25 protein-coding genes and 1 pseudogene are annotated in these 26789 nt (G+C 72.0%); 15 read left to right on the forward strand and 11 right to left on the reverse strand.

Annotated features, from left to right (window positions below; all coding sequences use genetic code 11):
• Nucleotides 1-93: 93 nt before the first annotated feature.
• Genes ACQVFL_RS25665 through fdxA form a run of 3 tightly spaced genes read right to left on the reverse strand, consistent with a single transcriptional unit; the run spans nucleotide 94 to nucleotide 2518 of the window.
• A complete protein-coding gene (locus ACQVFL_RS25665) occupies nucleotides 94-1086 on the reverse strand; it encodes a prephenate dehydrogenase (RefSeq protein WP_431727768.1) in 993 nt (330 codons plus the stop codon).
• Nucleotides 1086-2195, reverse strand: coding sequence for a succinyldiaminopimelate transaminase (gene dapC, locus ACQVFL_RS25670; RefSeq protein ID WP_396690986.1), 1110 nt, complete (start codon nucleotides 2193-2195; stop codon nucleotides 1086-1088). Before dapC ends, ACQVFL_RS25665 begins: the two co-directional genes overlap by 1 nt.
• On the reverse strand, nucleotides 2192-2518 hold the full coding sequence (fdxA, locus tag ACQVFL_RS25675) for a ferredoxin (protein WP_091422126.1): 327 nt from the start codon (nucleotides 2516-2518) through the stop codon (nucleotides 2192-2194). The genes dapC and fdxA overlap by 4 nt, the downstream gene beginning before the upstream one ends.
• A 79-nt stretch (nucleotides 2519-2597) precedes the next feature.
• On the opposite strand from fdxA, the gene ACQVFL_RS25680 reads away from it, so the two are divergent.
• Complete coding sequence (locus tag ACQVFL_RS25680; RefSeq protein WP_431727769.1) at nucleotides 2598-3572, forward strand: GNAT family N-acetyltransferase; 975 nt, start codon at nucleotides 2598-2600, stop codon at nucleotides 3570-3572.
• A 27-nt stretch (nucleotides 3573-3599) separates the two neighbouring features.
• Here ACQVFL_RS25680 and ACQVFL_RS25685 read toward each other — a convergent pair whose 3' ends face one another.
• From ACQVFL_RS25685 to mshB, 3 genes are all read right to left on the reverse strand, one after another.
• Complete coding sequence (locus tag ACQVFL_RS25685; protein WP_396690984.1) at nucleotides 3600-4064, reverse strand: hypothetical protein; 465 nt, start codon at nucleotides 4062-4064, stop codon at nucleotides 3600-3602.
• Nucleotides 4065-4143: 79 nt separating this feature from the next.
• Nucleotides 4144-4581: a hypothetical protein gene (locus ACQVFL_RS25690; protein ID WP_431729892.1), complete on the reverse strand. Its 438-nt coding sequence runs from the start codon at nucleotides 4579-4581 to the stop codon at nucleotides 4144-4146.
• 14 nt (nucleotides 4582-4595) lie between these two features.
• The gene (gene mshB / locus ACQVFL_RS25695; protein WP_431727770.1) at nucleotides 4596-5522 is read right to left on the reverse strand and encodes an N-acetyl-1-D-myo-inositol-2-amino-2-deoxy-alpha-D-glucopyranoside deacetylase; all 927 of its coding nucleotides are present in this window, start codon (nucleotides 5520-5522) and stop codon (nucleotides 4596-4598) included.
• An 86-nt stretch (nucleotides 5523-5608) separates the two neighbouring features.
• Here mshB and ACQVFL_RS25700 point away from each other — a divergent pair, with 86 nt between their 5' ends.
• The 6 genes from ACQVFL_RS25700 (at nucleotide 5609) to ACQVFL_RS25725 (ending at nucleotide 14980) form a co-directional block, all read left to right on the forward strand.
• Entirely contained in the window at nucleotides 5609-7756 is a 2148-nt protein-coding gene (locus tag ACQVFL_RS25700; RefSeq protein ID WP_431727771.1) for a prolyl oligopeptidase family serine peptidase, read from the forward strand.
• 145 nt (nucleotides 7757-7901) lie between these two features.
• Entirely contained in the window at nucleotides 7902-9338 is a 1437-nt protein-coding gene (locus ACQVFL_RS25705; RefSeq protein WP_431727772.1) for a TldD/PmbA family protein, read from the forward strand.
• 129 nt (nucleotides 9339-9467) lie between these two features.
• Complete coding sequence (locus ACQVFL_RS25710) at nucleotides 9468-10862, forward strand: TldD/PmbA family protein (protein ID WP_431727773.1); 1395 nt, start codon at nucleotides 9468-9470, stop codon at nucleotides 10860-10862.
• Between the two features lie 270 nt (nucleotides 10863-11132).
• Entirely contained in the window at nucleotides 11133-11945 is an 813-nt protein-coding gene (locus tag ACQVFL_RS25715; protein ID WP_350692664.1) for a hypothetical protein, read from the forward strand.
• Between the two features lie 11 nt (nucleotides 11946-11956).
• The gene (locus tag ACQVFL_RS25720) at nucleotides 11957-13906 is read left to right on the forward strand and encodes a fumarate reductase/succinate dehydrogenase flavoprotein subunit (protein WP_396690472.1); all 1950 of its coding nucleotides are present in this window, start codon (nucleotides 11957-11959) and stop codon (nucleotides 13904-13906) included.
• 3 nt (nucleotides 13907-13909) lie between these two features.
• Nucleotides 13910-14980: a succinate dehydrogenase/fumarate reductase iron-sulfur subunit gene (locus ACQVFL_RS25725; RefSeq protein ID WP_396690470.1), complete on the forward strand. Its 1071-nt coding sequence runs from the start codon at nucleotides 13910-13912 to the stop codon at nucleotides 14978-14980.
• 257 nt (nucleotides 14981-15237) lie between these two features.
• On the opposite strand, the gene ACQVFL_RS25730 is transcribed toward ACQVFL_RS25725, so the two are convergent.
• Nucleotides 15238-15711: a (deoxy)nucleoside triphosphate pyrophosphohydrolase gene (locus ACQVFL_RS25730; protein ID WP_431727774.1), complete on the reverse strand. Its 474-nt coding sequence runs from the start codon at nucleotides 15709-15711 to the stop codon at nucleotides 15238-15240.
• 182 nt (nucleotides 15712-15893) lie between these two features.
• Between ACQVFL_RS25730 and ACQVFL_RS25735 the strand changes: the two genes are divergently transcribed.
• The gene (locus tag ACQVFL_RS25735; RefSeq protein ID WP_396690466.1) at nucleotides 15894-16217 is read left to right on the forward strand and encodes a 4a-hydroxytetrahydrobiopterin dehydratase; all 324 of its coding nucleotides are present in this window, start codon (nucleotides 15894-15896) and stop codon (nucleotides 16215-16217) included.
• 22 nt (nucleotides 16218-16239) lie between these two features.
• On the opposite strand, the gene ACQVFL_RS25740 is transcribed toward ACQVFL_RS25735, so the two are convergent.
• On the reverse strand, nucleotides 16240-16662 hold the full coding sequence (locus ACQVFL_RS25740) for a VOC family protein (RefSeq protein ID WP_431727775.1): 423 nt from the start codon (nucleotides 16660-16662) through the stop codon (nucleotides 16240-16242).
• 87 nt (nucleotides 16663-16749) lie between these two features.
• Between ACQVFL_RS25740 and ACQVFL_RS25745 the strand changes: the two genes are divergently transcribed.
• The 4 genes from ACQVFL_RS25745 (at nucleotide 16750) to ACQVFL_RS25760 (ending at nucleotide 19593) form a co-directional block, all read left to right on the forward strand.
• Complete coding sequence (locus tag ACQVFL_RS25745; protein WP_431727776.1) at nucleotides 16750-17241, forward strand: LysR family transcriptional regulator; 492 nt, start codon at nucleotides 16750-16752, stop codon at nucleotides 17239-17241.
• Nucleotides 17242-17299: 58 nt separating this feature from the next.
• A complete protein-coding gene (locus tag ACQVFL_RS25750; RefSeq protein ID WP_117226445.1) occupies nucleotides 17300-17662 on the forward strand; it encodes a PH domain-containing protein in 363 nt (120 codons plus the stop codon).
• Between the two features lie 237 nt (nucleotides 17663-17899).
• Nucleotides 17900-18637, forward strand: a complete 738-nt coding sequence (locus ACQVFL_RS25755; RefSeq protein WP_431727777.1) for a class I SAM-dependent DNA methyltransferase — start codon at nucleotides 17900-17902, stop codon at nucleotides 18635-18637.
• A gap of 233 nt (nucleotides 18638-18870) precedes the next feature.
• Nucleotides 18871-19593: a SanA/YdcF family protein gene (locus ACQVFL_RS25760; RefSeq protein ID WP_431727778.1), complete on the forward strand. Its 723-nt coding sequence runs from the start codon at nucleotides 18871-18873 to the stop codon at nucleotides 19591-19593.
• 20 nt (nucleotides 19594-19613) lie between these two features.
• On the opposite strand, the gene ACQVFL_RS25765 is transcribed toward ACQVFL_RS25760, so the two are convergent.
• From ACQVFL_RS25765 to ACQVFL_RS25775, 3 genes are all read right to left on the reverse strand, one after another.
• Nucleotides 19614-20552, reverse strand: coding sequence for a hypothetical protein (locus tag ACQVFL_RS25765; protein WP_431727779.1), 939 nt, complete (start codon nucleotides 20550-20552; stop codon nucleotides 19614-19616).
• A gap of 161 nt (nucleotides 20553-20713) precedes the next feature.
• Nucleotides 20714-21799 carry a redox-regulated ATPase YchF gene (gene ychF / locus ACQVFL_RS25770; RefSeq protein ID WP_396690455.1) on the reverse strand — a complete coding sequence of 362 codons (1086 nt, stop codon included), beginning with the start codon at nucleotides 21797-21799 and terminating at the stop codon, nucleotides 20714-20716.
• 47 nt (nucleotides 21800-21846) lie between these two features.
• Entirely contained in the window at nucleotides 21847-22332 is a 486-nt protein-coding gene (locus tag ACQVFL_RS25775) for a hypothetical protein (RefSeq protein ID WP_431727780.1), read from the reverse strand.
• Between the two features lie 222 nt (nucleotides 22333-22554).
• Here ACQVFL_RS25775 and ACQVFL_RS25780 point away from each other — a divergent pair.
• The 3 genes and pseudogenes from ACQVFL_RS25780 to ACQVFL_RS25790 all read left to right on the forward strand — a co-directional run.
• Nucleotides 22555-24057: pseudogene (locus ACQVFL_RS25780) on the forward strand (AlkA N-terminal domain-containing protein); the annotation flags it as partial.
• A gap of 179 nt (nucleotides 24058-24236) precedes the next feature.
• Nucleotides 24237-24716 carry a methylated-DNA--[protein]-cysteine S-methyltransferase gene (locus ACQVFL_RS25785; RefSeq protein ID WP_431729893.1) on the forward strand — a complete coding sequence of 160 codons (480 nt, stop codon included), beginning with the start codon at nucleotides 24237-24239 and terminating at the stop codon, nucleotides 24714-24716.
• Nucleotides 24717-24880: 164 nt separating this feature from the next.
• Nucleotides 24881-26770, forward strand: coding sequence for an ABC transporter ATP-binding protein (locus tag ACQVFL_RS25790; protein ID WP_431727781.1), 1890 nt, complete (start codon nucleotides 24881-24883; stop codon nucleotides 26768-26770).
• Nucleotides 26771-26789 lie beyond the last annotated feature (19 nt).

The raw sequence follows: 26789 nt of genomic DNA on the forward strand, positions 1-26789 counted from the left end.
TCCGGTACCGCGCCCAGCGATGCGCCGCGCGACGGCTCAGCCGGCCGTAGGCAGCCGGACCCGGCTCAGCCGGCCGTGGGAAGCCGGACGGTCTCAGTCGGCCTGCGGGAGCCGGGCGGCGTACGAGACCACCTCGCCGGTGACCCGGCACCCGCTGAGGTGACCGCCCGCCGCACCCAACCCGGTCAGCCAGGCGACCTCGTCGGCCGCGTCGCCGTCGACCGGGAACGAGCGGACCGTCGGCTGGTACGGCCGACCGGCGAGCGCGCCCCGGGCGGCACCCGCCTCGGTGTAGCGGGCGGTGAGCGTGTCGCCGTCGCCGACCCGCAGCGCGTCGGCCAACTCGTCCAGGTAGGCGGTCACCTCGGCCAGGGCGGCCAGCACCTGATCGCGGTTGCCGCGCAGCATGTTCGCGGTGCGCGGAGCCGGAGTGCCGGCGACCCGGGTGCCGTCGCGGAAGCTGCCGGCGGCCAGGGTGAGCACGGCGTCGCGCAGCGGCGAGCGCTGGGCGGCCCCGGCCAGGGCACCGGCGAGCAGGTGCGGCACGTGCGAGGAGAGCGCGACCACGGCGTCGTGCCGGTCCGCCGCCATCGGCACCACCCGGGCCCCGATCACGTCGGTGACCAGGGCGGCCAGCCGACGGAAGGCGACCAGCCCGTCCGGCGCGGGACAGAGCACCCAGGCCGCGCCCGCGAACAGCTCCGACCGGGCCGCGCCGAGGCCGGCCCGGTCGGTGCCGGCCATCGGATGACCGGGCACGAAGCGGTGGGTCAGCGCCCGGGTCGCGGCGAAGGCGGCCAGCTCGGCCTTGGTGCTGCCGACGTCGGTGAGCAGGCAGTCCGGGTCGGTCGCCGCGGCCACCTCGACCAGGGTCGCCGGCAGCGTCGGCAGCGGCCCGCCGAGGAACACCACGTCCCGGTCGGCCACCGCGTCGACCAGCCGGTCGGAGGTGGGCACGCCGGCCAGCCGGGCCCCGCGGCGGGTCGCGTCGTCCGGGTCCCAGCCCGTCACGTCCACCCCGGCGGCGTGCAGCCGGAGCAGCACCGAACCGCCGATCAGGCCGGTGCCGACCACCGCCGCGCGCATCAGGGTCCGGCGAGGCGGGACGCGACGGCGGCGACCCGCTCGTCGGACTCGGTCAGCGCCACCCGGACGTACTGCCCGGCGCTGGGCCCGTAGAAGACCCCGGCGGCGACCAGGATGCCGCGCCGAGCCAGCCAGTCGACCGTGTCCCAGCAGTCCTCGCCCCGGGTCAGCCAGAGATAGAGGCCCGCCTCGGAGTGCGTGACGGTGAACCCGGCCCCGGTGAACGCGGCCCGTAGGGCCTCCCGACGCGCCCGGTACCGCTCCCGCTGCGCGGTGGCGTGCTCCTCGTCGTGCAGCGCGGCCACCATCGCCGCCTGCACCGGCTTGGGCACGATCATCCCCGCGTGCTTGCGGATCTTGAGCAGCTCGGCCACCAGGGCGGGATCGCCGGCCACGAACCCCGCCCGGTACCCGGCGAGGTTGGACCGCTTGGAGAGCGAGTGCACGGCCAGCACCGAGTCGTACGAGCCGCCGCAGACCTCCGGCGAGAGCACCGAGACCGGCTCGGCGTCCCAGCCCAGCGGCAGGTAGCACTCGTCGCTGGCGACCACCGCGCCGCGTTCCCGCGCCCACTCCACCACCTTGCGCAGGTGGGCGGCGGGCAGCACCCGGCCGGTCGGGTTGCCCGGCGAGTTGACCCAGACCAGGCGTACCCGGGAGGTCGGACCGACCGCGGTCAGCGAGTCGGCGCGGACCGTGGTGGCCCCGGCCAGCCGGGCCCCGTCCTCGTAGGTGGGATAGGCCACCGACGGCACCACCACCACGTCACCGGGCCCCAGCCCCAGCAGGGTCGGCAACCAGGCGACCAGTTCCTTCGAACCGATCGTCGGCAGCACCCCGAGCCCGTCGACGCCGGCCCCGCAGGACCGGGCCACCCAGGCCGTGATCGCCGCACGCAGGTCCGGGGTGCCGGCGGTGAGCGGGTACCCCGGTGCGTTCGACGCGTCGGCCAGGGCACGCCGGATCACCTCCGGCACCGGATCGACCGGTGTGCCCATCGAGAGGTTGATCAGGCCGTCCGGATGCGCCGCGGCCAGGGTCGCCGCGGCGTCCAGCGTGTCCCAGGTGAACTCGGGCAGCCGCGACGAGACCGGCGCGGGGGCGTTCAGTGCCCCTCGCCGCGCGGCGGCTGCGCGGCGACGAAGGTCGCGTCCTTCTCCACCTTGCCGATCTTGGAGGCACCCCCGGGCGAGCCCAGTTCCTCGAAGAACTCGTAGTTGGCGCCGGTGTAGTCCTTCCACTGCTCGGGGACGTCGTCCTCGTAGAAGATCGCCTCGACCGGGCACACCGGCTCACAGGCACCACAGTCGACGCACTCGTCGGGGTGGATGTAGAGCATCCGGTTGCCCTCGTAAATGCAGTCGACCGGGCATTCCTCGATGCATGCCTTGTCGAGCACATCCACGCACGGCTCGGCGATGATGTAGGTCACCGGTCTTCTCCTCCGCAAGACTCGTCGCGATCACCCGCGACGGTAAGAGCCTAGTATCTCGCCGGGGAGGAGGTCGATCGTGCTCCGAGAGCAGGATGTGGGACACCGGATCGTGGTCCGGCGGATCGTGGGCTCACGCGCCGGTCGGCCGGTGTTCTCCGACGCCCTCGGCGAGCTGGTCGAGCTGACCGAGACGCACCTGGAGATGACCACCCGGCAGGGTCGGCTGCGCGTGCCGATCGCCGAGGTACACCGGGCCAAGCGGGTCCCGCCGAGTCGCCGGCCCACCGCCGAGGCCATGATCGAGCTGGAACTCGCCGCCGACGAGGCGTGGCCGGCACCCGTCCGGGATCGGCTCGGCGACTGGCTGCTGCGCTCCGCCGACGGCTGGACCGGCCGGGCCAACTCCGCGCTGCCGGTCGGCGACCCGGACCGGCCGCTGCCCGCCGCGTTGGACGCGGTGCACCGCTGGTACGCCGAACGGGGCCGACCGGCGATCGTCAACACGCCGCTGCCGTTGGCCACCCCGGTCGACGCCGAACTCGACCTGCGTGGCTGGGAGAGCCGCCCGCTGGTGCTGGTGCAGACCGTGCCGCTGGCCGACCTGACGGCACCCGGCGGCCGGCGGGACCACACGGTCGCGGCAGCCGCACCCACCGTCGAGCTGACCGCCGCGCCGTCGGACGACTGGCTCGCGGTGGCCGCCGGCCGCAAGGGCGGGCTGCCGGACGCCGCCCGGCACGTGCTCACCGCCGTCGACCAGGTCCGCTTCGCCCACGCGTACGACGGGGACACGCTGCTCGGCGTCGGCCGGGGCACGATCACCGGCGGGGGCCGCTGGTTGGGGCTGTCGCTGATCGAGGTGCTGCCCGAGGCCCGTCGCCGAGGGGTGGCCCGCGCCGTCATCGGCGCGCTCGCGCAGTGGGCCGGCACGGCCGACGCCGCCGACGTGTTCCTTCAGGTCGAGCAGCGCAACGCGCCCGCCGTGGCGCTCTATCGCACGCTGGGCTTCAGCACGCACCACACCTACCGGAGCCGGGTCGCGCCGAGCTGACGGCGCGCCCCGGCCGGACGGACCCGGTCAGCGGCGCACGCTGCGACGCGGCCTGCTCGTGCCGCTCTCGGCGTACTCCTGAAGGGTCTGCGACCGGTGGTCGCGGCCCAGCGTGGTGAGCAGCAGGTAGCCCAGGATGGTGCCGACGGTGGTCGCGACGAGGTAGAGCACGACCTGCCAGAAGAAGGTGGCGCTGCCGTCGGCGAACGGGCTGCGGCCCACCAGCAGCGGCCCGACGAACATGGTCAGCACGAGCGCGATGCCGATCGCACCGGCCACCTCGGCGCCCCACTGGGCCACCGGACTCGACCGGCCCCAGGAATAGGCGACCCCGGCCAGGATCAACCCGATCACCGCGAACATCCCGAGGGTCACCCGGTCGGCGGCGGCCTCGTCACCGTCGAAGCCGAACCGGATCACCAGCCGGGCGACCACGTTGACTGCGAACAACGCGATCGCGAGTACTCCGATCGCGCGCCACCGCTGCCCCATCGCACGCCTCCCGCCGTACCGCCCGCCCCGGTGGCGGGCCTCCTTGGCAGGAATGTCTATCACCCGGGGCGGCGTGGCGTCAGTACCGCCTGGACGGCGGGTTCGGCGCGAGGATCGACCGGAACGCCATCACCGCGAAGGTCATCGACCCGGCCACCACCAGGATGAGCCCCACCCAGTTGCCGACCAGCAGCACGTCACCCTCGGTGGTCCGGTCGGCGGCGGCCACCATGATCACGACCCACGGTAGTGCCGGCAACAGCACCGCCCACCGGGATCCCACCGTCTCCATGGCGAACCAGCTCAGCACGATGTTCGCGAGCACGGCCACCAGCACCGCCACCCCGACCAGGTGGCCTCCGACCCGCAGCGGGGCCAGCAGCAGCTCCAGCACCGCCGTCACCGCCCCGGCGACCATGGCCACCAGCCCCCCGAGCGTCCGCAGGCCGATGTCCACGGGCCGCCGCCAGGCCCGCGCGGGCGGTGGCGGCTGGTGTCCGGGCGGGGCGACCGACATCGCGGCGGGCACGGTCACCGGAGACCGGCCGTACCGACCGGTGTCCGATCCGGGCCGTCGGCGGTCTCCAGCCCGGCGAAGAGGTCCGACTCCCAGCCGTACGGGCCGGTGCCCGGCCCCTTGGCCCCCACCGCGAGGGTGAAGTACTCCACGCCCATGAACTCGGCGCCGAAGTTGCCGGCGATCGAGTAGAGCCAGGAGGTGGCCGGGATCTGGGTGGCGTGCGCCCGCATCGCCGCCTCCTTCGCGGCATGCTGCTCGGTCGCGTCGATCCGCGCCGCGATGTCCTTGTCCGGCGTGCAGAAGGGCAGGTCGGTCGCGTTCTCGATGCCGGCGAACGGGTTGTCCGACGACTCCTCGAAGTGCGTCATCCCGGCCTCCAGGACGCTCTGCGGCATCGCCGTCCAGTAGACCTTCGCCGGGGCGATCCCCTCGGCGGCGGCCAGCTCGACGGCCCGCATCGCCACCCGGTGCGCCTGGATGTGGTCGGGGTGACCGTAGAAGCCGTTCTCGTCGTAGGTGATCATCACCTGCGGGCGTACCTCCCGGATCACCTCCAGCAGTTGGCCCGCGGCCTCGTCCAGGTCGGCCTGCCAGAAGGCACGTGGGTGGTCGTTGGTGGCCAGGCCCATCATCCCCGAGTCGCGGTAGCGCCCGGCGCCACCGAGGAAACGGTGGTCGGCCACGCCGAGTTCGGCGCAGGCGGCGGCCAGCTCGGCGATCCGGTACCCGCCGAGCTGGTCGGCCTCGGCGGCGGCGAGCCCGGCCAGCTCCGGCACGTGGATCTCACCCTCCTCGCCGAGTGTGCAGGTGACCAGGGTGACGTGGGCACCGGTGGCGGCGTAGTGCGCCATGGTCGAACCGGTGCCGATGGACTCGTCGTCAGGGTGCGCGTGGACCAGCAACAGGCGGCGGTCGGGCAGCGTCGTCACGAGGGTCACTCTAACCGGCGGTTCTCCCCGATCAGTCCTGACGCGTCCGCTCGGGTCCGGCACATCACGCTCGGCCGCCGCATACGATCTGGCCTGTGGACTTTCCCGAGCTGGCCGCCCGCACCCGCCGGTTCAGCCACGGGGCGCCACGCGCCGTCTCCGTGGCCGACGACGGGGCCCGGGTGGTCTTCCTGCGTTCCGCGGGGCCGGAGGACCCGGCCGACGCGCTCTGGCAACTCGACGTGGCGAGCGGCGAGGAACGGCTGGTCGCCGACCCGGCCACGCTGCTCGGCGAGGACGCCGACCCGGCCGCGCTGAGCCCCGGCGAACGGGCCCGGCGGGAACGGCTGCGGCTCTCCGCCGCCGGCATCGGGTCGTACGCCCTGGACGCCGCCGGCCGGGTGGCGGTCTTCGCGTTGGCCGGCCGCCTGTTCCGAGCCGACCTGGTACACGGCGACGTGATCGAGGTTCCGACCGCCGGCCCGGTCCTCGACCCCCGACCGGACCCGAGCGGCGCGCGGCTCGCGTACGTCACCGACGCCGCCGAGGGTGTGCGCCGGGGCGAACTGCGGGTCGTCGACGTCGACGGCACCGACACGATCCTGGCCGGCGAGGACTCCGGGGTGCTGTGGGGACTGGCCGAGCACATCGCGGCGGAGGAGTTCGACCGGCACCGGGGCTACTGGTGGGCACCGGACGGCCGCTCGGTGCTGGCCGCCCGGGTCGACGAGTCCCGGCTGCCCCGTTGGCACCTGCACGACCCGGCGCAGCCGGCCAGCCCCCCGGTCAGCGTCGCGTACCCGGTGGCCGGCGGCCCCAACGCGGAGGTCAGCCTGCACCTGCTCGACCTCGACGGCGGCTGGGTGGACGTGCACTGGGACCGGGAGACCTACCCGTACCTGACCGCGGTGCACTGGGCCGAGGGCGCCCCGCTGATCACCGTGCTGCGCCGCGCGCAGCAGCACGGGCTGGTGCTCGCCGTCGACCCGCGCACCGGCGAGACCCAGGTGCACGCCGAACTGGCCGACCCGCGCTGGGTGGAGCCGATCGCCGGTACCCCCGCACACCTGCCGGACGGGCGGGTGCTGGTCGGCGGCGAACTCGCCCACGACGGGTACGACGCGCGGTGTCTCTTCGCCGACGGCACCCTGCTCACCCCGCCCTCGCTGTACGTCCGCCGGGTGGTGGGTCGGCTCGCCACCGGCACCGGCCCGGCGGACCTGCTGGTCGAGGCGAGCGACGGCGAGCCCAGCGAGCAGCACCTGTTCCGGGTCCGCACCAGCATCGGCGGCGGGGTCGACGCCCGGCGGCTGACCAGCGACGCGGGCTGGCACCACGGCGCGGTCGGCGGGGACGTGCTGGTCATCGGCGTCGCCTCGCTCGACCACGCGGGCGTGCGGTGGACGGTCCGGCAGGGCGACCGCGAGGTGGGCGTGCTCCGGTCGTTGGCGGCCACCCCCCGGTACTCTCCGCTGCCGCTGCTGGAACGCGTCACCGACCGACGCCTGCCCTCGGCCGTGCTCTATCCGGACAACCATGTCACCGGCCGACGGCTGCCGGTGCTGCTGGACGTGTACGGCGGGCCGGGGCACCAGGAGGTGGTCGCCGCCCGCGCGGCCTGGCTGGAACGGCAGTGGTGGGCGGACGCCGGCTTCGCGGTGGTGGTCGTCGACAACCGGGGTACGCCCGGCATCGCGCCGTCGTTCGAGAAGGCCATCCACCGGCGGGTCGCCGACGTGATCCTGCTCGACCAGGTGGAGGCGCTGACCGCGCTCGCCGACAAACACCCGGACCTGGACCTGTCCCGGGTCGGGGTGCGCGGCTGGTCGTTCGGCGGCTGGCTGGCCGGATTGGCGGTGCTGCGGCACCCGGAGCTGTTCCGGTGCGGGATAGCCGGGGCGCCGGTGACCGACTGGGCCCTCTACGACACCGCGTACACCGAGCGCTATCTCGGCCTGCCCGACGACGGTCCGGACGTGTACGCGCACCACTCGCTGGTGGAGATGGCCGCCGAGCCGCCCACCGACCCGGCGCAGGCCCGGCCGCTGCTGCTGGTGCACGGCATGGTGGACGACAACGTGGTGGCCGCGCACACGCTGCGGTTCTCGGCCGCGCTGCTGGCCGCCGGCCGACCGCACTCGGTGCTGCCGCTGACCGGCGCGACGCACCTGGCCGCCGGTGGGCTCGCCGAACGTCTCCTACGCCTGGAACTCGACTTCCTCCGCACGCACCTGCTGGAGTAAGGAAGGGCACCTTACTAACGCCTCGTGCATAGCAGGGGACCCTTCCTTACACCTCAGGGCCCGGCACGGCACGAGCCGTCCGTCGCGCGCACGTCGGTCGGCTGGCCTAGGGTCGGGCCATGAGCGAGCACGACGGGGTGCGGGGATGACCGAGTTCGACGCGGCCGAGGTCGCCGTGCAGGCCGCGCTGGACGCGGGCGCCCGGTACGCGGACGTCCGCGTGATGCAGCGGCGCTACGAGTCGATGGCGGCCCGCAACGGCGAGGTGGAGGCACTGACCCAGGACGAGAGCTTCGGCCTGGGCGTACGCGCGCTGGTCGGGTCGAGCTGGGGCTTCCACGCCGTACCCGACGTCTCCGACGCGAGCGCCCGCGACGCCGGCCGACGGGCGGCGCGGATCGCCGCAGCGAGCGCCCGGGTGCCCGGTCCCCCGGTGGACCTGGTGCCGTCGACGCCGACCACGGCGAGCTGGGCCTCACCCTGCGAGGTGGATCCGCTCGGCGTCTCGCTGGCCGCCAAGGGCGACCTGCTGGTGGCCGCGACCCGCACGATGGCCGAGCACGGCGCCGATCTGACCGAGGGCCTCTACCAGGTCTGGGACACCTCGAAGTGGTTCGTCTCCAGCGAGGGCCACCGTATCGACCAGCACATCCGCGAGTGCGGGGCGGGCATCTCGGCCACCTCCATCGGCGACGGCGAGACGCAGCGCCGGTCCTGGCCCAGCTACCGCGGGCAGTACGGCACCACCGGCTGGGAGCTGGTCGACTCACTGGAGCTGACCGCGCACGCGGCCCGCATCGCGGAGGAGTCCCGGGCGCTGCTGACCGCGCCGCTCTGCCCGGCCGGCGAGACCGACCTGATCCTCGGCGGCGAGCAGTTGGCGCTCCAGATCCACGAGTCGGTCGGCCACGCCATCGAACTGGACCGCATCCTCGGCTGGGAGGCGGCCTTCGCCGGCACGTCCTGGCTGGACCTCGACCAGCTCGGCTCGCTGCGGTACGGCTCCGACCTGATGAACATCACCATCGACCCGACCATCCCCGGCGCGCTGGGCAGCTTCGGATACGACGACGAGGGGTCACCGGCGGTCCGGCGGGACGCGGTCCGCGACGGACGGTGGGTGGGCGTGCTGGCCGGACGCGACTCGGCCGCCGTCGCGGGCCTGGACTACGGCGGCAGCGTACGCGCCGACGGCTGGGCCCGGCTGCCGATGGTGCGGATGACCAACGTGGGCCTGGAGCCCGGCCCGCACACCTTGGACGAGATCGTCGCCGCCACCGACGAGGGGGTGCTGATGGACATCAACCGCTCCTGGTCCATCGACGACAAGCGGCTGAACTTCCAGTTCGGCTGCGAGATCGGTTGGGAGATCCGCAACGGCCGACGTGGCCGGATGGTCCGCAATCCCACGTACACCGGCATCGGGCCGCAGTTCTGGCGTTCAATGGACATGCTCTCCTCGGAGATCGTCTCGTGGGGCACCCCGAACTGTGGCAAGGGCCAGCCGGGTCAGATCGGCCACACCGGTCATCCGGCCGCACCGGCCCGGTTCCGCGGCGTCCGGGTGGGGGTCCGCGCATGAGCGAGCGAATCATCAAGCTCAGCTCACATGACGACACGCAGCGGAGCGGAGTGGCGGCATGAGCGAGCACCGCGAGCGAATCATCAAGCTCAGCTCACATGACGACACGCAGCGGAGCGGAGTGGCGGCATGACCGAGTTGGAGTTGGCGGGGCGGGTGGTGGAGCTGGTCGCCCGGCTGGGCGGCGCGGACGCCCAGGCCGAGGTGACGGTGGCCCGGGGCGAGGCGGCGTTGACCCGGTTCGCCAACTCGGCCATCCACCAGAACGTCGCCGAGTCCGCCGTGGAGGTCCGGCTTCGGCTGCACCTGGGTGGGCGTACCGCCACCGGGGTGGGCAGCACGGTCAGCGCCGACGGACTGCGGGCGCTGGTGGAGCGGGTGGTGGCGGCGACCCGCTTCACCCCGCCCGACCGGGGTTGGCCCGGCCTGACCCCGCCGACCGAGATGCCGGCACCGGCGCGGTGGGACGCCGCCACCGCCGACGCCGGTCCGGACGAGCGGGCCGACCTGGTGCGGGCCTTCGTCGACGCGGCCGACGGGTTGGAGACGGCCGGCTACTGCCGCACCACGTCCCGGTCGGTGGCGTTCGCCAACTCGGCCGGGCACACCGCCCAGGGCCGCACGGCGGAGGCGGCGATGGACGGGATCGCACGGGCCGGTGGCGCGGACGGGGTGGCCCGGCACTGCGTCGACCGGCTGGCCTACCTCGACGGCGCCGTGCTCGGGCGGCATGCCGCCGCGAAGGCCCGGGCGGCGGTCGACCCGGTCGAGTTGGCGCCGGGGCGCTACCCGGTGGTGCTGGAGCCGGCCGCGGTGACGGACCTGTTGCAGAACCTCGCCTGGTACGGCTTCAACGGCAAGCGGTACGCCGAGCGGCAGTCGTTCGCCGAGCCCGGAACGGCCCAGCTCGACCCGGCGGTGACGCTCGTCGACGACCCGCTCGGGGCGACCGGCCTGCCGTTCGACCTGGAGGGTACGCCGACCGGGATGGTGACCCTGGTGGACGCGGGCACCACCACGGCCGTGGCGCACGACCGACGTAGCGCCGCCGAGCTGGGCACCGTCTCGACCGGTCACGCCGCGCCCGGCAGCGCCACCTTCGGCCCGATGCCGGGCAACCTGCGGCTGGTGCCGTCCGGGCGCGCCGGGGCGGTGGAGTCGGTCGGGGCGACGGTGTCGCCGACCGGGGCGGTGGTGGACGCCGACACCGCGGCCCTGGTCTCCCGGACGGAGCGTGGCCTGCTGGTCAGCGACCTCTGGTATACCCGGGTCCTGGACCCGAAGAGTCTCGTGGTGACCGGGCTGACCCGCAACGGGCTCTGGCTGATCGAGGACGGCGAGGTCACCAGCGCGGTGCGCGACCTGCGGTTCACCGAGTCGTACCCACGGGCGTTGGCGCCGGGTGGGGTGCTGGAGGTGGGCCGCCGGGCGGTACGCCAGCCGGGTCGGTACGACGGCGTCTGGTGGGAGGCGCCGTCGCTGCGGCTGGCCGAGTGGAACTTCACCGGCGGGGCGTCCGGCTGACCAGCTCATCGCCCGTTTGTCGATCTTTTTCGGACGCTCACATATTGATCATGGCGAGAGGCTTTCCAAAGTTCGGGACACACGGGACACTGCCTTGCGCGGACGGCCCGCCTAGATCGGCGTAACGTGTGTCACTTAGCTGCGCCGAGAAACCCGGTGCGGTCGTTGGTGTGCGCATGACGTGGCACGTGGGCGCGGGATGACCGGTCCGCCTGCCGACCGGAAGTGTTCCGCCGCCCGTGACAGGGCCCCGTCAGGGAGACGACGCGAATGACATCATCGGCAACGAAACCGAAACCGCGAGGGGCGCGGGCACGTGCCGCCATCGCGGCGAAGACGTTGCGTACGGACCGTTGGTGGCTCGCGCCACTGATCACCGTCATCGGGCTCGGTGCGTGGATCACGTATGCGACGGTCCGGGTCTTCATGCACCGGTGGTACTGGGTCGAGGAGTACCACTACCTGACCCCGTTCTACTCCCCCTGCGTGACCGACCGGTGCATTCCGGAGGCGTCGCACTTCGGGCAGTACCTGCCCGGCTGGTGGATCATCCCGGACGCCGCGTTCACCCTGCCGTTCCTGCTGCTGTTCCGGCTGACCTGCTACTACTACCGCAAGGCGTACTACCGGTCGTTCTGGCTCTCTCCGCCGGCCTGCGCGGTGCCCGATGGTCACGCCAGCTACGGCGGCGAGACCCGGTTCCCGCTGATCGTGCAGAACTCGCACCGCTACTTCTTCTACTTCGCCGCGATCATCTCACTGATCAACACGTGGGACGCGATCGCCGCCTTCCGCAGCCCGGAGGGCTTCGGCTTCGGCCTGGGCAACCTGATCCTGGTCGGCAACGTGGTGATGCTGTGGGCGTACACCATCTCCTGCCACTCCTGCCGGCACATCATCGGCGGGCGGCTCAAGCACTTCTCCAAGCATCCGGTCCGCTACCGGGCCTGGGGCTTCGTCTCCTGGCTGAACGTCCGGCACATGCAGCTCGCCTGGATCACCCTCGGCACGTTGGCGCTGACCGACTTCTACGTCATGTCGATCGCCGCCGGGTGGATCTCCGACCTGCGGTTCATCAACTAAGGGCCCCCGACATGACCAATCCTCAGCACGGACCGAGCACCACCACCCGCATCGAACGACACCACTACGACGTCGTCGTGATCGGGGCCGGCGGCGCCGGCCTGCGCGCGGCGATCGAGGCGCGGCTGGCCGGCAAGAAGACCGCCATCATCTCCAAGTCGCTGTTCGGCAAGGCGCACACGGTGATGGCCGAGGGCGGCGCGGCGGCAGCCATGGGGAACGTGAACAGCCGGGACAACTGGCAGGTGCACTTCCGTGACACCATGCGCGGCGGCAAGTTCCTGAACAACTTCCGGATGGCGGAGCTGCACGCGAAGGAGTCACCGCAGCGGATCTGGGAGCTGGAGACGTACGGGGCGCTGTTCGACCGCACGAAGGACGGCAAGATCTCGCAGCGCAACTTCGGCGGCCACGAGTACCCCCGGTTGGCGCACGTCGGCGACCGGACCGGCCTGGAGCTGATCCGCACCCTCCAGCAGAAGATCGTCTCGTTGCAGCAGGAGGACAAGCGCGACCACGGCTCGTACGACGCGCGGATCAAGGTCTTCGCCGAGACCACCATCACCGAGCTGCTGCTCGACGGTGACCGGGTGGCCGGCGCGTTCGGCTACTACCGGGAGTCCGGCGAGTTCGTCCTCTTCGAGGCACCCGCCGTGGTGCTCGCCACCGGTGGCGTCGGCCGTTCCTACAAGGTCACCTCGAACTCGTGGGAGTACACCGGGGACGGTCACGCGTTGGCGCTGCGGGCCGGGGCGACCCTGATCAACATGGAGTTCCTCCAGTTCCACCCCACCGGCATGGTCTGGCCGGTCTCGGTCAAGGGCATCCTGGTCACCGAGTCGGTCCGCGGTGACGGTGGCGTGCTCAAGAACTCCGAGGGCAAGCGGTTCATGTTCAACTACGTCCCCGACGTCTTCCGCAAGCAGTACGCGGAGACCGAGGAGGAGGCGGACCGCTGGTACGACGACCCGGACAACAACCGACGCCCGCCGGAGCTGCTGCCCCGCGACGAGGTGGCCCGGGCGATCAACACCGAGGTCAAGGAGGGTCGGGGCACCCCGGCCGGCGGCGTCTACCTGGACATCGCCTCCCGGCTGCCGGCCGAGGAGATCCGTCGCCGCCTGCCGTCGATGCACCACCAGTTCAAGGGCCTGGCCGACGTCGACATCACCAAGGAACCGATGGAGGTCGGCCCGACCTGCCACTACGTGATGGGCGGCATCGAGGTCGACCCGGACAGCGGCGCCGCGCACGGCTCGGTGCGGGGTCTGTTCGCCGCCGGTGAGGTCTCCGGCGGGATGCACGGCTCGAACCGGCTGGGCGGCAACTCCCTCTCCGACCTGCTGGTCTTCGGCAAGCGCGCGGGTGGCCACGCGGCCACCTACGTCGACCAACTCGGCGGGCGACCCCGGGTGGCCGTCGAGGCGGTGGAAATCGCGGTGGAGACCGCGTTGGCCCCGCTGCAACGGGACACCGGCGAGAACCCGTACACCCTCCAGCAGGACCTCCAGGCGGTGATGGGCGACCTGGTCGGCATCATCCGGCGGGAGGCCGAACTGGAGGACGCGCTGGTCCGGCTGGCCGAGCTGCGCGAGCGGGTGGCGAAGGTCAGCGCCTCCGGCGGTCGGCGCTACAACCCCGGCTGGCACCTCGCGCTGGACCTGCGCAACATGCTGGTCGTCTCGGAGTGCACCGCCAGGGCGGCGTTGGAGCGCCGGGAGTCGCGCGGCGGCCACACCCGCGAGGACCACCCGACCATGGATCCGCAGTGGCGACGGGTCAACCTGGTCTGCTCGCTGGAGGGCGACACCGTCCGGCTGGAGCGCAAGCCACTGCCGAAGATGCGGACCGAACTGCTCGGCCTCTTCGACCGCACCGAGCTGGCCAAGTACCTGACCGACGAGGAGTTGGCCGAGTTCGACACCGTCGCCGCCGCCGACGCTGCCGGGAAGGAGAGCTGAGGAATGGGTACGAAGCGCAACTTCCGGATCTGGCGGGGGGACGCCGACGGAGGCGACCTGCAGGACTACGCCGTCGAGGTGAACGAGGGCGAGGTGGTCCTCGACGTGCTCCACCGTCTCCAGGCGACCGACGCGCCCGACCTGGCGTGCCGGTGGAACTGCAAGGCGGGCAAGTGCGGTTCCTGTTCGATGGAGATCAACGGGATGCCGAAGCTCGGCTGCATGACCCGGATGTCCACGTTCGAGGAGAACGAGACGGTCACGGTGACGCCGCTGCGCACCTTCCCGGTGATCCGGGACCTGGTCACCGACGTGTCGTTCAACTACGAGAAGGCGCGGGAGACCCCGGCCTTCGCTCCCCCGGCCGACCTGGCCCCCGGCGACTACCGGATGCAGCAGGTCGACGTGGAGCGCTCGCAGGAGTTCCGCAAGTGCATCGAGTGCTTCCTGTGCCAGAACGTCTGCCACGTGATCCGTGACCACGACGAGAACAAGCCGGCCTTCTCCGGGCCCCGGTACTTCATCCGGGCCGCCGAACTGGACATGCACCCGCTGGACACCAAGACCGACCGCAAGGAGTACGCGCAGGCGGAACAGGGTCTCGGATTCTGCAACATCACCAAATGCTGCACCGAGGTCTGCCCCGAGCACATCAAGATCACCGACAACGGGATCATCCCCATGAAGGAACGGGTCGTCGACCGCAGGTACGATCCACTCGTATGGCTCGGTAGCAAGATCTTCCGGAGGGGTCAGGTGCCTCAGACCAGCGTGACCAGCGAACACAGTCCGGGCGCCGTGCGCTCCAGCGCCGGCGGCCACGGCGTGCACTCGCACGCGGGCGGCTCCCACGACGCCGACGCCGAGGTGCAGGCCCAGCAGGGCGTCAACTGGCACCGTGAGGTGCCCCGGCCGACCGCCCCGGCGGTCGACGCGAGCGGCAAGCTGCCGCTGACGGAGCTCACCTTCGACCGGGCGGCGGCACCCTCGCCCTTCGGCGACGACGTGACCTTCCCGCTGCCCCCGGAGCACCTCAACTTCGCGCACCCGGAGCAGGACGACAAGAAGCACTGACCCAGCACAACGCGTCGGAGGGGCCGTGGCATCCGCCACGGCCCCTCCCCCACATCCCCCACCCCCGCCCCACCCCCCACCGTCCCCGCCACCCCCACCGTCCCCGCCACCCCCACCGCCCCCACCGCCCCCACCGTCCCCGCCGATCAAGAAGTTTGCGTCTCCGGTGAGCGCTCTCTCCGACGAAATCCCCTTGATCGACACGGAGATAGCGACGCGCGGGCGGCGGGCGGGGCGGGGCAGGGGCGGGGCGGGGGCTACGCCGGGTGTGGTCCGGTGGGCGGTGGGGGGAGGATTTCGGCCAGGAGGGGGCGGAGGGCGGCGACGATGGGGGCGTCGGCGGGCAGCCAGGTGACGGAGTCCAGCTCGGCGGCGGAGAGCCAGCGCATCCCGGAGTGCTCCAACGCCTGCGGTCGGTCACCGTGCAGCAGGCGGGCCACGTACACCTTGAGCACCGAACGGCCGTGCGCCATCCGGACACTGCGGCCGACCCGGTCGCCGATCTCGACGCGTACGCCGAGTTCCTCGGCGCACTCCCGGGCCAACGCCGCCGTCTCGCTCTCCCCCGGCTCGACCTTGCCGCCGGGGAACTCCCACATACCCGCGACCTCGGGTGGGGCCGATCGGGCGCAGGCCAGCACTCGCCCGTCCTCGATGATGGCCGCCCCGACGATCACCTTCGGGTCCCTGCGGGCAGCCTGCCCGCCACCATTAGCCCGTTCGGTCCGCACGGGCGTCCAGCGTGCCAGATCAATCGGCGGTTTGGGTAGCTTGGTCGACCGTCAGGCCAGGAATCCCAAGAAGTGTGGGCGTGGACACACCATCCGAGTGACGTAAGACTAGAGGCACCGACAAGACACGGGGCGGCGACGATTTGGCCACAAGCCGGCAACGAAGCCTGGGAGGTGCGGTAATGCGGGCGCTGTTCGGCGGTCGAGCGAAGCACGACTACCTCAGCGACGCCCTCACCCTACTCAACGGGTGGACGCGCGAGGGCGACCAGATTCGGCGCACTCTGGTCATAGACGACACGCAGCACGCGGCCCTGACCGAACGGGTCAAGGTGGTCGCCGACGCGCTGCACCTACGACCGGAGATCAGCCGCAAGGCCGACCACACCCAGATCCGGGTCGGGCACAACAACGAACCCCTCACCGAGGGTGAGGTCCTGCTGGCCGCCCGGATCGAGGACGCCTACCGTGCGGTGGCGGAGCCGGGCGAGGACCGCCTGAGCTGACCAGCGGCCCCCGACACTCCGCTCAGGCTTCGGCATCATCCTGCGGGTACGCCCGCAGCTCGACCGAGTTGCCGTCCGGGTCACGGACGTAGAGCGAGACCGCGTCGCCACGCGCACCGAATCGCCCGACCGGGCCTTCGAGGATCGTGAAGACACCGGAGTCGATCACCCGCTGCCAGTCCAGCGGTGCCACGACCAGGCAGAAGTGATCGACGTTGGCGCTGCCCCGATCCCGCCGGACCAGGTCGATGATCGTCTCCGGGCTGATCCGGACGGACGGGAACGGCACCTGCCCGGCCCGCCACTGGTCCACCCGGACCGGGGCCAGGCCGAGCACACCGCAGTAGAAGTCGAGGGATCGCTCGACGTCTGCCACGTTGAGTACCACGTGGTCGAAACCGGTGACCCGCACCGCCGGTGTCGGGTCGGAGGAAGTCGTGTTCATGCCGTTCACGATGCGCCGTCCGACGCCACCGACCAAGAGCCGATCACCGTACGATCGTTGCGCCCTGGTCAACGATGGGATGCGGATGTGCTGGAGCGGTACGAGATCGAGACCTTCCTGACCCTCGCCGAGGAACTGCACTTCGGCCGGACGGCCGAGCGCCTACGGGTCAGCACCGGCCGGGTGAGCCACGTGGTCAAGAAGCTGGAGCACCGGATCGGCGCGCCGCTGTTCGCCCGGACCAGCCACCCGGTCGTCCAGTACCCGGCGGTCACGTCGGCGGCGTTCAAGCGCGACCGTACGCCGGAGCACACCCCGGCCGGTCGGCCGGTGCCGAAGGGGCCGGCGGGCGCCACCTTCTCCGAGATGCTGACCCTGGTGGCGATGGGCCAGGGGGTGCTGCCGGTGGGCGAACACACCCGGCGCTACTACCCGCGCCCCGACGTGGCGTACGTGCCGATCGCCGACGCACCACCGATCCTGCGCGGGCTGGTCTGGCTGGAGAGCAACACCACCGCCCGGGTCCGCGAGTTCGTCCGTGCCGCCGAGGACGCCAACCGGGACGCCCCGCCGGGCTGACCTGGCGGGCTGACCTGGCGGATCTTGTGGTTGGCGTCGGCCACCTACCGTGGAGTACATGACGAACGCGACGTACGACCGCAAGGAGCAGTTCCAGCAGATCCAGAGTGGCCTGCTCGACGGGGAACAGATCATCGCCGTCTACGACGCCGTCGGCACCGGCACCGGGTTCATCGGGCTGACCGATCGACGCGTGATCATCCAGGACCGTTCGTTCATCGGCAAGAAGTACGCGATCACCAGCATCCCGTACTCGAAGATCACCAGCGTGAGCGTGGTCAGCAACAAGTCCTGGGGCGGCTCGTTCTTCTCCACCGGCGCCATCGCCATCCACGTCGGCACGCACACCTATGAGGTGGAGTTCCGGGGTGACCAGAAGAGTCACCACGTACACAACGTGATCCTGCACTACATCAGCTGACCGACCGGCGCGGCACCCACGCGCCGGAAAACGGGTTGCCACTCACCACCGGCCCGGCTTGGCTGGTCGAGGAATCACCGCCTGACGATCGAAGGGGGCTCGACCGACATGAGGTACGCCACGACGCACGTGCAGCGACCCACAGTCACCGACTCCGTCGAAACGAGGCTTCGTGAGTACGTGGTTTCCCACGATCGAGGTGCCGTACGGCACCACTAGCACCACCGGAGGCCGCTGATGTCGGTCTTCGACGACCCGGGGCACTTCGGCCGGTTCTGGGCCGACACCTACGACCTGCCCGGTGGACTGCCCGACCCGATGCCGGCGGCGGCGTTCCTCGCCGACCTGGCCGGTGACGGTCGGGCGTTGGAACTCGCCATCGGCACCGGTCGGGTGGCCCTCCCGCTCGCCGCGCACGGCTGCGTCGTCGAGGGGGTGGAGGCGTCACCCGAGATGGTCGCGCAACTGCGCGGCAAGCCGGGCGGCGTGGACATCCCCGTGTCCATCGGCGACATGGCGGACGTACCCGGGGTAACCGGGCCGTACCGGCTGGTGTTCCTGGTCTTCAACACGCTGTTCAACCTCACCCGCGAGGAACGGCAGGCGGACTGCTTCCGCAACGTCGCGCGGGTGCTGGAGCCGGGCGGGACGTTCGTCATCGAGACGTACGTGCCCGATCCGGCGGACATCGACCGGGACGAGCAGGTCCGGCCCTGGGGGGTGGCCGAGGACTCGGTCGCCATCCGGGTGCACCGGTACGACCGCGAGGCGCAGACGTTCCTCCGGCAGACCGTCACCTTCGACGGCACGGGGGTACACCTGCACCCGTTCGCCATGCGGTACATGTGGCCGGAGCAGATCGACGAGATGGCGCGGCAGGCCGGCTTCCACCTCGCCGAACGGTACGCCGACTGGGACCGCTCGGCGTTCGGGCCGGACAGCACCTCGCACGTCTCCGTCTACCGGCTCGGCTGACGACTGGTGCGGGCACGGATCGACCCCCGCGCCGCCCACACCCACACCCGCCCCGCCGACCCGCTACGTCGATCATGGAGTTGTGGCATACCCAAAAACCCACAAAGCGGCCGTGTACACGTCCACAACTCCATGATCGACGCAGATCTGGTGCGGCGGGGGTGGGCGGGACGGTGGGGTGGGCGGGGTGAGGGGGTGGGGGTGGGTGGCTCGGGGCTGGGATAATCGATCACATGCCGATCCGTACCGCCGTGTCAGCCCGGCTGCGCCGGATCCGGGAGAACGGCCGGGGCCGCTGGCTGCGCCGCACGGTGCTGGCCGGTGCGGCCGGTGTGGTGCTGCTGACCGGCGGTGCCTGGGCCAGCACCGGTTGGATCCGCTCCGGTGCCGACGGGCGCACGTACACCGCCGACGAGGTGCCCGAGGCCCCCGTCGCCCTGGTGCTGGGCACCCGGGTCCAGCCGGACGGCACCCCGTCGACGTTCCTCAGCGCCCGGCTGGAGATCGCCCGCGAGCTGTACGCCACCGGCAAGGTACGCGCCATCCTCGTCTCCGGCGACAACATGCGCCACGACTACAACGAACCCGAGGCGATGCAACGTTGGCTCGTCGACCGGGGAGTTCCCGCCGAGAAGGTGGTGCTCGACTACGCCGGCTTCGACACGTACGACTCCTGCGCCCGTGCCAAGCGGATCTTCGGCGTGGATCGGGCGACGGTGGTCACCCAGTCGTTCCACCTGGCCCGGGCCGTCACGGTCTGCCGCCATCTCGGCGTCGACGCCAACGGGGTGGGCGACGAGACGGTGCGGGTGTCCAACGACCGGACCTGGCGGATCAGCTCGACCCGCGAGTACGGCGCCGGCCTGAAGGCAGCGGTGGACGTACTCTCCGGCCGCGACCCGGTGCACCTCGGCGAGCGCGAAACCGCCCTCGACGACGCGCTGCGCGCCGGCTGACACCCCACCGCACCGTTGCCTCAGGTGAAGTTCGTCGGATAGACGCGCCGTTTGGCGCCCGGCTGCTGGGCGGCGGTTGCCTGCCGCTGCACGGCCGGGATCTGGGCGACCATCGGCGGCGGCGCGACCTTCGTCAACGGTCCGGGCACGGCCAGTTCCTCCACCACCTGGAGCTGGCCCGGCAGAATCGCGTCCAAGGTCTGGAAGTTGTGGTGGTCACCGCTGTTGTCCTGGCGCCACCGTTCGCTGCGGTCGACGTCGACCCGTGGCACGTCGAAGCTGAGGACCAGACCGCCGCACTCCGCCACGTCCTGGCGGGCGGGCTCGTGCTCCTTCAGTCCCATGGCCCACTCGGTGTGCTGCCGTGCGTAGGAGAGCGCCACCTCGAAGCTGAGCGTGACGGTGTGCCAACCCTGGTCCTTGTACTCTGCGGCGACGATGTGCTTCTCCCACCGCTTGCAGCCGATACCGCCACCGGCCTTGCCCGGATCGAGTCCCACGACCGAGATGCAGCCGGGCCCGGAGAAGAAGTTCTCGCGATTGGTGCCCTGGTAGAACCGGTAGACGTCCGGAGGAGGGACGGAAGCCGGTGCCGGATTCGCCAGCCGCCACAGGTGCTCCTGCCGCGTGTTGAACGCCTGGAGCGCGACCGGGTCGGCCACGTTCACGGGGAGCTGTTCGAGGCGGGCGGCCAGCCGATAGAGGATCAACTTGCCGGCGATCACGCCGAGCGTCGGACCGGCGTACGTGGCGGAGAGGACGATCATGTTGGCGGCCGGCAGGTAGTCGCTGCCGACCGGGGTGTCGAGAAGCCCGACGCAGAGCGGCGTGGGCTCGCCCGCGTTGATCGCCGCCACGGCGTCGGCGACCGTCCGGTCGGCCGCAGCCATCTGAGTGAGTCGCGCGGTCAGCCCCGGGTGTGCGGGCGGGGGTGCCGGAAAGGCGCCGGTCGGATGCATACCCGCGACGCTAGGCGGCCGGTCACCGACCGTCATGACTCAATCGCGAAGCAGACTGACGGGCTGACCGTTTCCGAGCGATCCACGCTCAAGCGGCGTGGCAGTGCACCTGTCCGACACGCCGAGGCTGGACCAGCTACACCGCCACGATCCGAGCCGGGTCAGACGTTGAAGCGGAACTCCACCACGTCGCCGTCCTGCATCACGTACTCCTTGCCCTCGATGCGGACCTTGCCCGCCGACTTGGCCGCCGCCATCGAACCGGCCTCGACCAGGTCGGTGTAGGAGACCACCTCGGCCTTGATGAAGCCGCGCTGGAAGTCGGAGTGGATCACACCGGCGGCCTCCGGCGCGGTCGCGCCGACCGGGACGGTCCAGGCCCGTGCCTCCTTGGGGCCGGCGGTGAGGTACGTCTGGAGGCCGAGCGTGCGGAAACCGACCCGGACCAACTGGTCCAGCCCCGGCTCCGACTGCCCGATCGACTCCAGCAGCTCGCGGGCCTCGTCCTCGGGCAGGTCCACCAGCTCCGACTCGATCTTGGCGTCCATGAAGACCGCCTCGGCCGGGGCGACCAGCGCCCGCAACTCGTCGAGGAACTCGGCGTTGTTCAGCTCGGCCTCGTCGACGTTGAAGACGTAGAGGAACGGCTTGGTGGTGAGCAGGTGCAGCTCCCGCAGGTGCTCCAGCTCGATCTTGGCTGCCGCCGCGCCCGCGTACAGGGTGGTGCCGCCGTCCAGGACCTCGACGGCCTGCTTGGCGGCGGTCACCGCGGCGGCCCGGTCCTTGCGGAGCTTGGCCTCCTTCTCCAACCGGGGCAGCGCCTTCTCCAGGGTCTGCAGGTCGGCGAGGATCAGCTCGGTGTTGATCGTCTCGATGTCGTCGGCCGGGGAGACCTTGCCGTCGACGTGCACCACGTTCGGGTCGGAGAAGGCCCGCACCACCTGGCAGATGGCGGAGGCGTCGCGGATGTTGGCGAGGAAGGCGTTGCCCCGCCCCTGCCCCTTCGAGGCGCCGCGCACCAGACCGGCGATGTCGACGAACGACACCGGGGCGGGGAGCACCTTCTGCGAGCTGAAGATCTCGGCGAGCTTGACCAGCCGCTCGTCCGGCAGCCCGACCACGCCGACGTTGGGCTCGATCGTCGCGAACGGGTAGTTCGCGGCGAGCACGTCGTTCTTGGTCAGCGCGTTGAACAGGGTGCTCTTGCCGACGTTGGGCAGGCCGACGATGCCGATGGTGAGACTCACGACGAGCCAGCTTACGCCGTTACCCGCCGAGCACGGTCAGCGGTGGGTCAGCTTCGCCGGGTCGGGCCGGCCTGTCGAGGCACCAGCGTGTCGACCCGCAGCGAACCCGGGGCCAACTCGGCCGCGGCGGCCAGCGGCAGCGTGAACCGGGCGTCGGCGGTCGGGGCGGCGCCGTGCGACTCGCCGAGCATCCAGTGCACCTCGTCGGCCGTCCAGCCCAACGCCGGCCGGGTGGCGATCTCCCGGAGCAGCCGTAGCGCGGTCCGGGTGTCGTCGTCGTAGAAGCGCATGCACCAGTGGTGCACCCACATGCCCAGGGCGCGTACGCCGTCGCGGTCCAACGACCGCACCAGGCGACCGCAGGCGGTGTCACCGAAGGTGCGCCCCGGGTCGTCGGCGCGGTCCCGCTCGATGGCACCGACCGCCGCCGGGGCGACCACGCGCATCCGCTCGTAGAAGCGTTGGACGACGACCTCATCCAGCGGGGGGTGCCCCTGCCTCGACGCCGACGCCCGACCCGCCACGCTCGCCATCACCGCGCCCCTTCTTGAGTTGGTGGCCGCACGCTACCGACCACAACCGACACTTTCCCCTCACCCGGCACTCCCCCTCCCCCACTTCCCGCAGCTCGCGCCGGGGGTTTATGTAAGGAGGGGACCCTTCCTATACACGAGGCGTTAGCAGGGGTCCCCTCCTTACCACCGGGTCCGAATCCCGCCAGCCGGAGGTCGGTGGGGAGGCGCATCATCGGTGACGTGGATCTGGACTTCGAGCGGTGCTACCGGGCTGTCGACAGCCGCGACCAGCGGTTCGACGGCTGGTTCTACACCGGCGTGACCTCGACCGGGATCTACTGCCGGCCGTCCTGTCCGGCGGTGACCCCGAAGCGGCACAACGTCCGGTTCTTCCCGTCCTCGGCGGCGGCCCAGCGGGCCGGTCTGCGGGCCTGCCGCCGGTGTCGGCCGGACGCCTCCCCCGGCTCCCCGCAGTGGGACGTCCGCGCCGACGTGGTGGGCCGGGCGATGCGGTTGATCGCCGACGGCGTGGTCGACCGTGACGGCGTACCGGGGCTGGCGGCCCGGCTCGGGTACACCGAACGGCACCTGCACCGGATGCTCCGGGCGGAACTCGGCGCGGGACCGCTGGCGCTGGCCCGGGCGCAGCGGGCCCAGACCGCCCGGACGCTGATCGAGACCACCGGGCTGGGCCTGGCCGAGATCGCCTTCGCCGCCGGGTTCGGCAGCGTCCGGCAGTTCAACGACACCGTCCGAGACGTCTTCGGGGTAGCCCCGTCCCAGTTGCGCAGTGCCCGCCGGCCCGACACGGGCGGGGCGGGGACGGTCACCGTGCGGTTGGCGTACCGTCCGCCGCTGCACGCCGCCGCGCTGCTCGACTTCCTGGACCGGCGCACGCTGCCCGGCGTGGACGAGGTGCGCGACGGGACGTACCGCCGGGGGTTGCGGCTGCCCCACGGCCCCGGCGAGGCCGTGCTGACCCCGGCGGACGGGCACGTCCTGGCCACGCTGCGGCTGACCGACCTGCGGGATCTCGCCCCGGCGGTGGCCCGCTGCCGACACCTGTTCGACCTCGACGCCGACCCGGTCGCGGTGGACCAGACCCTGGGTGCCGATCCGGCACTCGCCGGTCCGGTGGCCGCCGAGCCCGGCATCCGTGTTCCGCGTGCGGTGGACGGCTTCGAGACGGTCGTCCGGGCCGTCGCCACCCAGCAGGTCTCGCTCGCCTCGGCCCGCACCACGCTCACCCGGTTGCTCGCCGCGATCCCCAGCGGTACGGCCGATGCCGGCGACCGGCCGACTGGCGACCGGCCGACTGGCGACCGGGCCGAAGCGGGCGACTGGTCGGAGGCAGGTGACAGTGCCGATGCGGGTGGCAGGGCCAAGGCGAGGGCCGGGGCGAGGACGAACCGCAGAGTCGGTGCGGGCGAGGGCCATCGGGCCGTCGAGCACCTGCGGGAGCGGCAGGGCTGGCTGTGCGGTTTCCCCTCGGCGGAGGAGATCCTGCGGGTGCCGGACGCCGGTTTCCGGATGCCGGTGGGCCGGCGGGAGACCATCCGGCGGGTGGCTCGGGCGGTCGTCGAGGGTGGGCTCGACCTGGCGCCGGGTGGCGACCGGGAGGAAACCGCCCGGCGGTTGACGGCGACGTCGGGGATCGGCCCGTGGACGGCGGGCTACCTGGCGATGCGCGCGCTCGGCGACCCGGACGCATTCCTCCCCACCGACCTGGCGGTACGCCGAGGTGCCGCCGCCCTCGGCCTGCCCGACGACCCGACGACCCTCGACGCGTACGCCACCGCGTGGCGCCCCTGGCGCTCGTACGCGGTGATCCGACTGTGGAGAGCAGCATGAACCCGACCTTGGAGAACAGTGTGAACCCCATCTCGCAGAACCCGAGCAGCGCGGCCGTCGACCACGCCACGATGGACACGCCCGTCGGTCCGCTCACCGTCCTCGCCGCTCCGGACGGGGCGGTACGGGCCGCCGGCTTCACCGCCGATCCGGATGCCCTGCTGCCGCTGGTCCATCCCCGTCTGCGGGGTGCGTTGCGCCAGCGCCGGGAGCTCGGCCCGGTCACCGCCGCCGTCACCGGGTACCTCGACGGTGACCTGGCCGCGATCGATGCGGTGCCGGTCGAGCAGCACACCGACGGGGCGTTCATGGCGCACGCCTGGCAGGTGCTGCGCGAGGTGAAGCCGGGCGAGCCGGTCACCTACACCGCGTACGCGGGCCTGGCCGGACGTCCCGCTGCGATCCGCGCCGCCGCAGCGGCCTGTGCACGGAACGCCGCCGCCCTCTTCGTCCCGTGTCACCGGGTGCTGCGCACCGACGGCACGCTGGGCGGCTACCGCTGGGGGCTGCCCGTGAAGGAGTGGCTGCTGGCGCACGAGGCCGCCCGTTGAGGAAGGAGGGCGCGCCGCGACGGACGCCGAGTCGCGCCATCCTGACAGCCGGACCAGGATGTCCGCAGCCGTGATTCCTCTCCTGTGGACAACCGTCCGACAGGGCGAGATGGCTGACAACAAGCCGACACCGGCACCCCCACGTTTGCCGCTACCGTCGGGTAGTGGCTGCGGGGAGCGACGGCGGCCCGGCCGACCGGGGCGAGGTCGGGCGACATCCGCTGCGTAACCTGTGGCGGCTGCGGCGATACCTGCGCCCGCACGCCACCGAGTTCGCCTGGCTGATGGTGGCCGGGCTCGCGGCCACCGCCGCAGGCATCGCCGTACCGCTGGTGGCCCAGCGAGTGGTCGACGGTCCGGTGGCCGAGCGGGATCTGCCGGGGCTGCTCGAACTCGGCGGGCTCGCGTTGGCGCTCGGGCTGACCGAAGCCCTGCTGATCTTCATCCGACGCTGGGTGCAGTCGTCGTCCTCGGTGGCGATGGAGGCGACCATCCGCGCCGACGTCTACGCCCACCTGCAACGGCTGCCGGCCAGCTTCCACGACCGGTGGCCGTCCGGGCAGTTGCTGTCCCGGATCACCAGCGACCTGTCGGTACTGCGCCGGTTCCTCTCCTTCGGACTGTTCTTCCTCGTCCTCAACGTGGTCACCTACCTGGTCGTGGTGGTGCTGCTGATCCGGCTGCACCCGGTCCTGGGGCTGCTGGTGGCGGCCAGCGCGGTGCCGCTGTTCCTGATCGCGCGACGCTTCGGCCGGCACTACCACACCGCGTCGCGGCGGATGCAGGACCAGCAGGGCGATGTCGCCACCCTGGTCGAGGAGACCGCCCAGGGCCTGCGCACCATGAAGGCGTACGGGCGGGGGCCGCAGTTGGCGGCCAGGTTCGCGGGCGGCACCCGGGCGTTGCACGACACCGGGGTGGGCAAGGGGCGGCTGCTCGCCCGTACCTCCGCGTTGCTCGACCTGGTGCCCAACCTGACGCTCGGCGTGGTGCTGGTGGCCGGTGCGGCGGCGGTCGCCACCGGTCGGCTCACCATCGGTCAGCTCGTCGCGTTCGTCAGCCTCCAACTCATGCTGATCTGGCCGGTGCAGTCGCTCGGCTGGATCATCGCCAACGGGCAGGAGGCGGCCACCGCCGCCGACCGCATCCAGGAGGTGCTGGACACCGCGCCGAGCATCGTCGACGCGCCCGGTGCGGTGGCCCTGTCCGGCGCGGCGGTGCGCGGGCGGCTGCGCTTCGAGGCGGTGACGTTCCGCTACCCGGGCAGCACCTCCGCTGTGCTGCGCGGCGTCGACCTGACCGTGGAGCCGGGCGAGACGCTTGCCGTGGTCGGTGCCACCGGCAGCGGCAAGAGCACGCTGCTGTCGCTGGTGCCTCGGCTGCACGAGGTGACGGGCGGCCGGATCACCCTGGACGGGCACGATGTGCGGGACCTGCGGCTGGACTCGCTGCGTGGGCTGGTCGGGATGGCCTTCGAGGAGCCGACGCTGTTCTCCATGTCGGTGTGGGAGAACCTCACCCTGGGTCGTCCCGACGCCGGGGAGGACGAGGTCCGGGCGGCACTCACGCTGGCTCAGGCCGAGTTCGCGTACGAGCTGCCGTGGGGTCTGCGGACCCGCCTCGGCGAGCAGGGGCTCTCCCTCTCCGGCGGCCAGCGGCAGCGTCTGGCGCTGGCCCGGGCGGTGCTCGTCCGGCCCGCCGTACTCGTCCTCGACGATCCGCTCTCCGCGCTCGACGTGCACACCGAGGCGCTCGTCGAGTCCGCGTTGAAGCGGGTGCTGCGGGACACGACCGCGCTGTTGGTGGTGCACCGGCCGTCCACCATCGCCCTCGCCGACCGGGTCGCGCTGCTGGAACAGGGGCGGATCACCGCGGTCGGTCCGCACACCGAACTGCTGGCCACGGTGCCGGCGTACCGGGCGGTGCTCTCGGCCGACCCGACCGACTCGACCGGACCGACCGGACCGACCACTCCGGCCGTATCGACTGCACCGCCGCCGCCCCGAGCGCCCGCCGACCCGGCCCCCGACGGCTCGCCGCTGGTGCGCTCGTGACCGGCGTCGTCGGACCCGA

It is taken from the genome of Verrucosispora sp. TAA-831 (genome assembly GCF_050780145.1).
GTDB lineage: Bacteria > Actinomycetota > Actinomycetes > Mycobacteriales > Micromonosporaceae > Micromonospora.

Bases quoted from the DNA above. Each gene is read 5' to 3' on its own strand.
- ACQVFL_RS25665 (WP_431727768.1), bottom strand. From the start codon at position 1,086: ATGCGCGCGGCGGTGGTCGGCACCGGCCTGATCGGCGGTTCGGTGCTG.
- ACQVFL_RS25685 (WP_396690984.1), bottom strand. From the start codon at position 4,064: ATGGGGCAGCGGTGGCGCGCGATCGGAGTACTCGCGATCGCGTTGTTC.
- ACQVFL_RS25690 (WP_431729892.1), bottom strand. From the start codon at position 4,581: ATGTCGGTCGCCCCGCCCGGACACCAGCCGCCACCGCCCGCGCGGGCC.
- ACQVFL_RS25705 (WP_431727772.1), top strand. From the start codon at position 7,902: ATGACCGAGTTCGACGCGGCCGAGGTCGCCGTGCAGGCCGCGCTGGAC.
- ACQVFL_RS25710 (WP_431727773.1), top strand. From the start codon at position 9,468: ATGACCGAGTTGGAGTTGGCGGGGCGGGTGGTGGAGCTGGTCGCCCGG.
- ACQVFL_RS25715 (WP_350692664.1), top strand. From the start codon at position 11,133: ATGACATCATCGGCAACGAAACCGAAACCGCGAGGGGCGCGGGCACGT.
- ACQVFL_RS25720 (WP_396690472.1), top strand. From the start codon at position 11,957: ATGACCAATCCTCAGCACGGACCGAGCACCACCACCCGCATCGAACGA.
- ACQVFL_RS25725 (WP_396690470.1), top strand. From the start codon at position 13,910: ATGGGTACGAAGCGCAACTTCCGGATCTGGCGGGGGGACGCCGACGGA.
- ACQVFL_RS25735 (WP_396690466.1), top strand. From the start codon at position 15,894: ATGCGGGCGCTGTTCGGCGGTCGAGCGAAGCACGACTACCTCAGCGAC.
- ACQVFL_RS25740 (WP_431727775.1), bottom strand. From the start codon at position 16,662: ATGAACACGACTTCCTCCGACCCGACACCGGCGGTGCGGGTCACCGGT.
- ACQVFL_RS25750 (WP_117226445.1), top strand. From the start codon at position 17,300: ATGACGAACGCGACGTACGACCGCAAGGAGCAGTTCCAGCAGATCCAG.
- ACQVFL_RS25755 (WP_431727777.1), top strand. From the start codon at position 17,900: ATGTCGGTCTTCGACGACCCGGGGCACTTCGGCCGGTTCTGGGCCGAC.
- ACQVFL_RS25760 (WP_431727778.1), top strand. From the start codon at position 18,871: ATGCCGATCCGTACCGCCGTGTCAGCCCGGCTGCGCCGGATCCGGGAG.
- ACQVFL_RS25765 (WP_431727779.1), bottom strand. From the start codon at position 20,552: ATGCATCCGACCGGCGCCTTTCCGGCACCCCCGCCCGCACACCCGGGG.
- ACQVFL_RS25775 (WP_431727780.1), bottom strand. From the start codon at position 22,332: ATGGCGAGCGTGGCGGGTCGGGCGTCGGCGTCGAGGCAGGGGCACCCC.
- ACQVFL_RS25785 (WP_431729893.1), top strand. From the start codon at position 24,237: ATGGACACGCCCGTCGGTCCGCTCACCGTCCTCGCCGCTCCGGACGGG.